At 62.0% G+C, this 7,162-nt stretch carries 6 protein-coding genes; all 6 read left to right on the forward strand.

Annotation, left to right across the window (positions count from 1 at the left end):
- Window positions 1-134 precede the first annotated feature (134 nt).
- The 6 genes from SOP95_RS06090 to SOP95_RS06115 all read left to right on the forward strand — a co-directional run bounded on the left by SOP95_RS06090 (window position 135) and on the right by SOP95_RS06115 (window position 6,638).
- Entirely contained in the window at window positions 135-1,376 is a 1,242-nt protein-coding gene (locus tag SOP95_RS06090; protein ID WP_323606553.1) for an SfnB family sulfur acquisition oxidoreductase, read from the forward strand.
- Window positions 1,377-1,399: 23 nt separating this feature from the next.
- Window positions 1,400-2,593 (forward strand): SfnB family sulfur acquisition oxidoreductase, encoded by a 1,194-nt coding sequence (locus SOP95_RS06095; RefSeq protein WP_323606554.1) that lies wholly within the window; start codon window positions 1,400-1,402, stop codon window positions 2,591-2,593.
- A complete protein-coding gene (locus SOP95_RS06100; protein ID WP_323606555.1) occupies window positions 2,593-3,951 on the forward strand; it encodes an LLM class flavin-dependent oxidoreductase in 1,359 nt (452 codons plus the stop codon). The genes SOP95_RS06095 and SOP95_RS06100 overlap by 1 nt, the downstream gene beginning before the upstream one ends.
- A 119-nt stretch (window positions 3,952-4,070) precedes the next feature.
- A complete protein-coding gene (locus SOP95_RS06105) occupies window positions 4,071-4,880 on the forward strand; it encodes a MetQ/NlpA family ABC transporter substrate-binding protein (RefSeq protein ID WP_323606556.1) in 810 nt (269 codons plus the stop codon).
- Between the two features lie 2 nt (window positions 4,881-4,882).
- Window positions 4,883-6,004 (forward strand): methionine ABC transporter ATP-binding protein, encoded by a 1,122-nt coding sequence (locus SOP95_RS06110; protein ID WP_323606557.1) that lies wholly within the window; start codon window positions 4,883-4,885, stop codon window positions 6,002-6,004.
- Window positions 5,994-6,638 (forward strand): methionine ABC transporter permease, encoded by a 645-nt coding sequence (locus tag SOP95_RS06115; RefSeq protein WP_323606558.1) that lies wholly within the window; start codon window positions 5,994-5,996, stop codon window positions 6,636-6,638. The genes SOP95_RS06110 and SOP95_RS06115 overlap by 11 nt, the downstream gene beginning before the upstream one ends.
- Window positions 6,639-7,162 lie beyond the last annotated feature (524 nt).

Raw genomic sequence — 7,162 nt, forward strand, 5'->3', positions numbered from 1 at the left:
GACCACCGGACATTCTTGTTTTCGTTCGCCGCACCCCGCGGTGTTTCCATGAGATGTGAGGTAGGTATGGTCCGGAACACAATCACCCCAGTGCAGATCGCCAGGGCATTGCGTGTAGCCAAGGAGTGGCACTGATGTCCAGTCTGGCTGATGCAATCGTCCAGAGTGACCTGGACATCGCCCCCTTGCTGTTGCCCGCGCACGTGCTGCGCAACGATGCCCAGGCCATCAAGGCCGCCCATGAGCTGGCGCAAGTCGCTCGCCTGCAGGCTGCCCGGCGCGACCAGCAGCGCAAGCTGCCGTGGTCGGAAATCGAACAATTCACCCGCAGCGGCCTGGGCAGCATCGCCATTCCCCGCGAGTACGGCGGCCCGCAGGTTTCATTTGTCACCCTGGCCGAGGTGTTCGCGATCATTTCCGCGGCGGACCCAGCCCTGGGACAGATTCCGCAGAACCAGTTCGGCATTCTCAACCTGGTGCTCGGCAGCGCCACCGAGGCGCAGAAAAAACAGCTGTTCAAGAGCGTCCTGGAAGGCTGGCGAATCGGCAATACCGGGCCGGAGCGCGGTGCTAAAAACACCCTGGAACTCAAGGCGCGCATTACCGCCGACGGTGATGGGTTTGTCCTCAACGGGCAGAAGTTCTATTCCACCGGCGCGCTGTTCGCGCATTGGGTCGCGGTCAAGGCGCTCAACGATGACGGCAAGCAGGTGCTGGCCTTCGTCCGTCGCGGTACGCCGGGGCTGCGCATCGTCGATGACTGGTCCGGTTTCGGCCAGCGCACCACCGCCAGCGGCACCATTTTGCTCAACAACGTGCGGGTCGATGCCGAGCTGGTGGTGGACAACTGGAAGATCAATGAAAAACCCAATACCCAAGGCGCCGTCTCGCAGCTGATTCAAGCCGCCATCGACGCCGGTATCGCCCGTGGCGCCATCGACGACGCCATCGAATTCGTCAAAACCCGCGCCCGGCCATGGGTCGACGCCAACGTCGAACGGGCCAGCGATGACCTGTACGTGATCGCCGACATCGGCAAGCTGAAAATCGAACTGCACGCCGCCGAAGCACTGCTGCGCAAGGCCGGGCAGGTGCTCGACCAGGTGAGCGCCGCGCCGCTCACCGCCGAGTCTGCCGCCCGCGCCTCGATTGCCGTGGCCGAAGCCAAAGTGCTGACCACCGAGATCTCGTTGCAGGCCAGCGAAAAGCTCTTCGAGCTGGCCGGCAGCCGCGCCACCCTCGCCGAATTCAACCTCGACCGCCACTGGCGCAACGCCCGGGTGCACACCCTGCACGACCCGGTGCGCTGGAAATATCACGCGGTGGGTGCCTATTACCTGAACGGCACTTTGCCCGCTCGCCATTCCTGGATCTGACGACCAGACATCTGGAGAAACACATGACCCTTTCTCAACACGTCGCGGTCATCACCAGCGACGAGCAAGCCCTGATCGTCGCCAGCGACCTGGCCGAAGATTTCAAACGCGACAGCGCCCTGCGCGACCGCGAACGCCGTTTGCCACACCCGGAACTGGAAGTGTTTTCCCGCTCGGGCCTGTGGGGCATCAGCGTGCCCAAGGAACACGGCGGCGCCGGCGTTTCCAACGTCACCCTGGCCAAGGTCATCGCCCTGATCGCCCAGGCGGATGGCTCCCTCGGGCAAATCCCGCAGAACCATTTCTACGCCCTCGAAGTACTGCGGGTTAATGGCAACGAAGAGCAGAAAAAACGTCTGTACGCTGAAGTATTGGCCGGTCAGCGATTCGGCAATGCCCTTGCCGAACTGGGTACCAAAACCGCCCACGACCGCGTCACCCGCCTGACTCGCGATGGTGACGGCTATCGCATCAACGGTCGCAAGTTCTACGCCACCGGCGCGATCTACGCGCAGCGCATCCCGACCTCCGTGATCGATGAAAACGGCGTGCAGCAACTGGCGATCGTCCCGCGCGACAGTAAAGGCCTGACCGTGATCGACGACTGGAGCGGCTTCGGCCAGCGCACCACCGGCAGCGGTTCAGTGGTGTTCGAAGATGTCTTTGTTGCCGCCGAAGACGTGATCCCGTTTCAAAGCGCGTTCGAGCGCCCGACCCCGGTCGGCCCGCTGGCGCAGATTCTCCATGCCGCCATCGACACCGGCATCGCCCGCGCGGCCTATGAAGATGCGCTGCATTTCGTGCGCACCAAGACCAGGCCGTGGATCGACGCCACCCATGAAAAAGCCACCGACGACCCGCTGACCATCAAGAGCTTCGGCCACTTGAGCATTCGCCTGCACGCCACCGAAGCCTTGCTGGAGCGCGCCGGGGAATTCCTCGACAAGGCACAGTCCGACACCAATGCCGAAAGCGTCGCCGCCGCGTCGATTGCCGTCGCCGAAGCCCGGGCGATCAGCACCGAAATCTCCCTCGCCGCCGGCACGACCTTGTTCGAACTGGCCGGCAGCCAAGCCACCCTGATCGAGCACGGCCTGGATCGCCACTGGCGCAATGCCCGGGTGCACACACTGCACGACCCGGTGCGCTGGAAGTACCACGCGGTCGGCAATTACTACCTGAACGATGAAAACCCGCCGCTGCGGGGGACCATCTGATGGCCGACGCGAAAAAGAAGATCCTGCTCAACGCGTTCAACATGAACTGCATCGGGCACATCAACCATGGCCTGTGGACGCATCCACGGGACACCTCGACCCAGTACAAGACGATCGAATACTGGACCGAACTGGCGCAACTGCTGGAGCGCGGGTTGTTCGACGGCTTGTTCATCGCCGACATCGTCGGCGTCTACGACGTCTACCAGAACTCGGTGGATGTGCCGCTCAAAGAGTCGATCCAGCTGCCGGTCAACGACCCGCTGCTGCTGGTCTCGGCGATGGCTGCCGTGACCAGCAACCTCGGCTTCGGCCTCACTGCCAACCTCACCTACGAACCGCCGTACCTGTTCGCCCGGCGCATGTCCACGCTGGATCACCTGAGCCGCGGTCGGGTGGGCTGGAACATCGTCACCGGCTACCTCGACAGCGCCGCCAAGGCCATGGGCCTGAGCGAACAGGTCGAGCATGACCGCCGCTACGACCAGGCCGATGAATACCTGCAAGTGCTCTACAAACTCTGGGAAGGCAGCTGGGAAAACGGCGCGGTGCTCAACGATGCGCAGCAACGGATCTACGCGCAACCGGAAAAAGTGCACAAGGTCGAGCACAAGGGCGAGTTCTATCAGGTGGAGGGTTATCACCTGTGCGAACCCTCGCCGCAGCGCACCCCGGTGCTGTTCCAGGCTGGCAGTTCCGATCGCGGATTGCTGTTCGCCGGGCGGCATGCCGAATGCGTGTTCATCAGCGGGCAGACCAAGGCGTCGACCAAGGTACAGGTGGACAAGGTCCGCGCCAGCGCCGTCGAGGCCGGGCGCAATCCCGAGGACATCAAGGTGTTCATGGGCTTGAACGTGATCGTTGGCGCGACTGAAGAACTCGCTTGGGCCAAGCACGCCGAATACCTGGGCTACGCCAGCGCCGAGGCGGGAGTGGCGCATTTTTCGGCCTCCACCGGGATCGACTTTTCCGAGTACGCCATCGACGAACCGATCCAGTACGTCAAGAGCAACGCGATCCAGTCCGCCACCAAAAACCTGCAGAACAACGACTGGACCCGACGCAAATTGCTCGACCAACACGCCCTCGGCGGACGCTACATCACCGTGGTCGGCTCGCCTGAACAAGTGGCCGATGAGCTGGAATCGTGGATCGCCGAAACCGGGCTGGACGGTTTCAACCTGACGCGGATCGTCACGCCGGAAAGCTATGTGGATTTCATTGAGCTGGTGATTCCGGAGCTGCAACGGCGCGGGTCGTACAAGACCGCCTACGACAACGGGTCCTTGCGCGAAAAGCTGTTTCATGGCGAGGCGCATTTGCCTGGCCAGCATACCGGCTCTGCCTACCGACGCTAAAAGCATCGCCAGCAGGCTAGCTCCCACATTTGGAATGCATTCCCACTGTGGGAGCCAGCCTGCTGGCGATGAGGCCTGACCAGACAACACAAAACTCATGCACTGACTGGAAAACTACCATGACAAAAAAACTCCTGAACCACCCAGTCAAAGCACTGGCCCTGGCCCTCGGCCTGTTCAGCTGCGCAGTGTTCGCCGCCGACGCCCCACTGAAAATCGGCACCACCGCCGCCTTCGCCATTCCCCTGGAAGCGGCAGTAGAAGAAGCCGGCAAACAAGGCTTGAAAGTCGAACTGGTGGAGTTCACCGACTGGATCGCGCCCAACGTCAGCCTCGCCGCCGGCGACATCGACGTGAACTACTTCCAGCACATCCCCTTCCTGGAAAACGCGAGGAACGCCTCCGGCTTTGACCTGGTGCCCTTCGCCCCGGGGATCATCAACAACGTCGGCCTCTACTCGAAGAAATACAAAAGCTTCGACGAGCTGCCGCAAGGCGCCAGCGTGGCCATCGCCAACGACCCGATCAACAGCGGCCGAGGCTTGCAGCTGTTGGCCAAGGCCGGCTTGATCACGCTCAAACCGGGTGTCGGCTACAAGGCCACCGAAGAAGACATCATCGCCAACCCGAAGAACATCAAGATCCTGCAGGTCGAAGCCGTGCAACTGGTGCGCGCCTATGACGACGCTGATCTGGTACAGGGCTACCCGGCCTACATCCGCCTGGCGAAAACCTTCGACGCCGGCTCCGCCCTGCTGTTCGACGGCCTCGACCACAAGGAATACGTGATCCAGTTCGTGATCCAGCCGAAAAGCAAAACCGACCCGCGCCTGATCAAGTTCGTCGACATCTACCAACACTCGCCGGCCGTTCGCGCAGCCCTGGATAAAGCCCACGGCAAGCTCTACCAAGCCGGCTGGGAGAGCTGAGCATGACGGCAGCCACGCAACGGCGACTGGACATTCCAGCGCTCAAGAATGCTGACCAGACCGAACTGCACCCGGCGCTCAATCGGGCCCACGTGCGCTTCATCGGCCTGGGTAAGACCTACGACGGCAAGCAAGGACCGGTGGCGGCGCTGCAAGGCATCGACCTGGCGATTCAGCGCGGTGAGGTGTTCGGCATCATCGGCCGCAGCGGCGCCGGCAAGTCGTCGCTGATCCGCACCATCAACCGCCTCGAACAACCGACCTCGGGTCGCGTGCTGATCGATCAGGTGGACATTGGCGAGTTCGACGAAGACCGCCTGGTGGCGCTGCGTCGGCGCATCGGCATGATCTTCCAGCACTTCAACCTGATGTCGGCCAAGACCGTCTGGCAGAACGTCGAGTTGCCGCTGAAAGTCGCCGGAGTGCCGAAGGAAAAACGCGAGCAGAAGGTGCGTGAACTGCTGGAACTGGTCGGCCTGCAGGGCAAACACAAGGCTTACCCGGCGCAGCTTTCCGGCGGGCAGAAACAGCGCGTCGGCATCGCCCGCGCGCTGGTGCATGACCCGGCGATTTTGCTGTGCGACGAAGCCACTTCGGCACTGGACCCGGAGACCACCCAATCGATCCTCGGCCTGCTGGGTGAGATCAATCAGCGCCTGGGCCTGACCATCATCCTGATCACCCACGAAATGGCGGTGATCCGCGAGATCTGCGATCGCGTGGTGGTCCTGGAACATGGACAAATCGTCGAGCAAGGCCCGGTCTGGGAAGTCTTCGGCAACCCTCAGCATGAGGTCAGCAAGACCCTGCTCGCGCCACTGCAACACGCCCTGCCGCCCGAGCTGCAAAGCCGCCTGCATCAACAAGCGCAGTCTTCGGAGGATGCCGTGGTGCTGCGCCTGCAATTCACCGGAACGGCCCATGCCGAACCAGACCTTGCCGCGCTGTTCGCTGCACTCGGTGGCCGCGTGCGTCTGTTGCAGGGCGGTGTGGAACGGATTCAGGGGCACGCGCTGGGGCAACTGCTGCTGGCGGTGACCGGCTCGCCTCTGGGCGCCGACGCATTGCGTCAACGCGCCGGCCAATGGGCGCAACAGGTGGAGGTACTGGGTTATGTGGTTTGATCGCTTGCTGCAAGGCTTCATCGACACCTTCCTGATGGTTGGCGTGTCGTCGTTGATCGCACTGCTGGCGGGGATTCCGCTGGCGGTAGTCCTGGTCACCAGCTCCAAGGGCGGCATCTACGAAGCCCCGGCGCTGAACCGCGCACTGGGTGCCTTCGTGAACCTGTTCCGCTCGATTCCGTTCCTGATCCTGATGGTGGCGCTGATTCCGTTCACCCGGTTGATCGTCGGTACCACCTATGGCGTGTGGGCGGCCGTGGTGCCGTTGACCATCGCTGCCACGCCGTTCTTTGCACGCATCGCCGAGGTCAGCCTGCGCGAGGTCGATCATGGTTTGATCGAAGCGGCGCAGGCCATGGGCTGCCGACGTGGGCATATCGTCTGGCATGTGCTGTTGCCTGAGGCGCTGCCGGGGATAGTCGGGGGCTTCACCATCACGCTGGTGACGATGATCAACTCATCGGCCATGGCCGGGGCGATTGGGGCGGGTGGCTTGGGGGATATTGCGTACCGGTATGGGTATCAGCGCTTTGACAGTCAGATCATGCTGACGGTGATTGTGTTGCTGGTGGCGTTGGTGGCGGTGATTCAGTTGGGTGGGGATAGGTTGGCTCGGGGGTTGAACAAACGCTAGATCAAGATCAAAGGATCGCAGCCTTCGGCAGCTCCTACAGGGAATGTGTACACCCTGTAGGAGCTGCCGAAGGCTGCGATCTTGGCGATATTTCGTACAAGAAAATCGGCAATTCTGAAGGCTAAATCCCTTTCCTTTGCAGGACGTTTCCTAGATTATTCCGCTCGCTTGCGCCTGCCAAATTCCGTGGTTAGTCTCGGTCCGTCACTGCTCATCAGTGATCGGGTTTAGTAGCCCGGAACAATAGGCGCATAGCGTTTCCATGCTCATGTCGGCACTTTGCCGCATGCGGAATATGGTGGCTGTGCGTGGCACCTTCGGGTGCACCGGTTTTCCTATTGACCGGCCTACTAACCTGCGTACAGCCGCCACCCAATCGTTTAGTAGGCGATACGTAAGGCCGCCATCGCTGGCAAGCCAGCTCCTGCAGATGACCGACGCGATCCATTGTAATTGGATGGACTCGCCCCAGCCGAGGCGTCAATGCGCCACGGTGGCAGTCTAAACAGCCAACGGCAGCGAGG

This window comes from Pseudomonas sp. YuFO8, from assembly GCF_035065025.1.
GTDB lineage: Bacteria > Pseudomonadota > Gammaproteobacteria > Pseudomonadales > Pseudomonadaceae > Aquipseudomonas > Aquipseudomonas putida_AE.

What these genes read in the sequence shown, in the direction of transcription:
- SOP95_RS06100 (WP_323606555.1), top strand. Translation starts at nt 2,593, where the DNA reads ATGGCCGACGCGAAAAAGAAGATCCTGCTCAACGCGTTCAACATGAAC.
- SOP95_RS06115 (WP_323606558.1), top strand. Translation starts at nt 5,994, where the DNA reads ATGTGGTTTGATCGCTTGCTGCAAGGCTTCATCGACACCTTCCTGATG.
- SOP95_RS06095 (WP_323606554.1), top strand. Translation starts at nt 1,400, where the DNA reads ATGACCCTTTCTCAACACGTCGCGGTCATCACCAGCGACGAGCAAGCC.
- SOP95_RS06090 (WP_323606553.1), top strand. Translation starts at nt 135, where the DNA reads ATGTCCAGTCTGGCTGATGCAATCGTCCAGAGTGACCTGGACATCGCC.
- SOP95_RS06110 (WP_323606557.1), top strand. Translation starts at nt 4,883, where the DNA reads ATGACGGCAGCCACGCAACGGCGACTGGACATTCCAGCGCTCAAGAAT.
- SOP95_RS06105 (WP_323606556.1), top strand. Translation starts at nt 4,071, where the DNA reads ATGACAAAAAAACTCCTGAACCACCCAGTCAAAGCACTGGCCCTGGCC.